Raw genomic sequence first — 1976 nt, forward strand, 5'->3', positions numbered from 1 at the left:
CAGAATGTCCAATCGATCTCGCAACGAGAGGCCGCCAGGCCGTGCCTTCTCCAGCCAAGCGAAGATGTAGCGCAGAGCAGCCACGAGGAAGATGCCGCACCCGCAAGACGGATCGAGGATTCGCCGCTGTAGAGCTTGGTCCGGGGACAGCGCGGCAGATAACATGGAATCTCTCCTTGTGGATTTTCCCCCAAACCCGTCTGGCAGAGACTTGTGTACAAAAATACTACCAACTATTCAGCTGCCTACCCCTTTTTGCCGGTCGGAAGGTTTTGTCCTTGACCGTCGCCGGTCGCAGCAGGACAATAACTAAGGAACCCCGGCGAAATAACTTCCCGATTTCAGGAAGGTAGTGCACGGTAGTTCCATTTGGGAAGAAAGTCGTCGAAGATAATCCTCATGGTTTCCTTGAAGCCTTTGGCGACTTTCTTTCCGGTAGCATAGACCTTGTCCAGAATGTTGACCACCGCTTTCAGGCCGGTCGTCGTTGTCGTCTTCGCCATGTAATGGCGAACTTGTTCGACGGTTTGCAGGATGATGCCCTGACACGCGCGGGTCACGTGGGGGAACAAGCGATGCTCGATCGGATTGTACTTGGAGGTGTACGGCGGATAGTGAGCCACGCGAATCTCGAAGCCGATGCGTTGCGCGAGATTTTGCAGTGCTTCCTTGAAGACATAACGTGACGCACTGTTGCTGCCGCCGCCATCGCACAAGAGCAACAGCGACTTCGCGTGCGGATATTGAAACTGGCCCACGTCCTGCCACCATTGCCAGATACTGTCGCAGGCAAACTCGCTGGTGTCATGGCTGGTGCCGAGGTTGAGATAGCCCGAGTTGCGTTTGAGATCGTACAGGCCATGCGGGATGACGACGCCGGTGCCGAAGCTGGGGAAATCATGATCCCAAACCTGCTGCGTGTGTTGCACGTAGAGTTGGCCATCGCGATAGAAAAGGCCCATTAATTCGCGTTTTTTCGTATCGATGCTCATGAGCGGGTCGAGGGAATCCAGGTAACGGGCTTTCAGTTTGGCGATGTTTTCGAACTGGGCGTTGCGATCCTTGTGCTGTCCCATGCTCAGGTTCTTGAAGGCTTGGCGTCGGCCGATGTCGTGAAGATCGAGGAGTTGTTGCACGATTTTGGGGCTGGCCGGCGTTCCTTGTTCTTCCAGGCGGCGGGAAATTTCTTCCTTGGAGAGATTGGTCCAAAGGGAATCGGCCTGCATGGGATCGCCGGCCGTGTGATCTTTGAGGACAGTCTGGAAATTGGCATCGACTTGGGGTTGGGTGTCGATCAGTCGTTTGCGTCCACCCCTTTTTTTCGGCATCGTTCGGGAGGAACGTCCGGTAGGTCGTAAAGATCGCGTTGGCCTTGGCGAATAGTCTTGGGATCACAACCAAGCAAGGCCGCGAGGTATTCGACGCCGCCGTGCCCGAGTTTGGCCGCCTCGGCCGCGGCATAGCGGCGGCGGTCTTTCTCCCGCAAGGAGTGGTACATGGTTTTGACGACGTGTTCGACTTCCGGTGTAAAAGGCATGATATCTCGTCCTTGAGAAAGTCGGCGACAGAAACATCCGTTGTTTCAAGTCGCTGATCATACCATACCGCCAGGAAATCGGGAAGTTATTTCGCCGGGGTTCCTAAGTGGCGCGGGGGATTAGGTTCCCCATTCCCCGCGCCATTTTCTGCCTTTTCCTAACCAAGCCTGCTACGGCACAAACCATAGAAGGAAATTTCCATGTACTATCTCATCGCTTTGGCGGTTATCATTGCTCTCCAACGAGAGGCCGAACATGAGGCTGAATGGCGGCAATATTGCAGCGACAGGCGCATGCCGCCGCATGGTTCAATTCACAAAACCACGATGTTCTTTCTCGACCACAGCGCCGCCATCAATGCCATCCCGCTCGGCAAACCGGACAGGCCCAATTGGAAGGCCTACCCATTCTTCCCCGGGTTGAATGGTTATCATCGGC

At 55.2% G+C, this 1976-nt stretch carries 1 protein-coding gene and 1 pseudogene; one reads left to right on the forward strand and one right to left on the reverse strand.

Going from position 1 to position 1976, the window contains the following annotated elements; translation table 11 throughout:
* Positions 1-341: 341 nt before the first annotated feature.
* Positions 342-1537 (reverse strand): annotated as a pseudogene (locus tag HY010_12105) (ISAzo13 family transposase).
* Between the two features lie 201 nt (positions 1538-1738).
* Between HY010_12105 and HY010_12110 the strand changes: the two are divergent.
* Positions 1739-1976, forward strand: a 238-nt coding sequence (locus HY010_12110) for a hypothetical protein (protein MBI3476468.1), incomplete at its 3' end; no start/stop codon positions are given.

Source organism: Acidobacteriota bacterium (genome assembly GCA_016196065.1).
In the GTDB taxonomy this organism is placed as follows: domain Bacteria; phylum Acidobacteriota; class Terriglobia; order Terriglobales; family Acidobacteriaceae; genus Acidiflorens.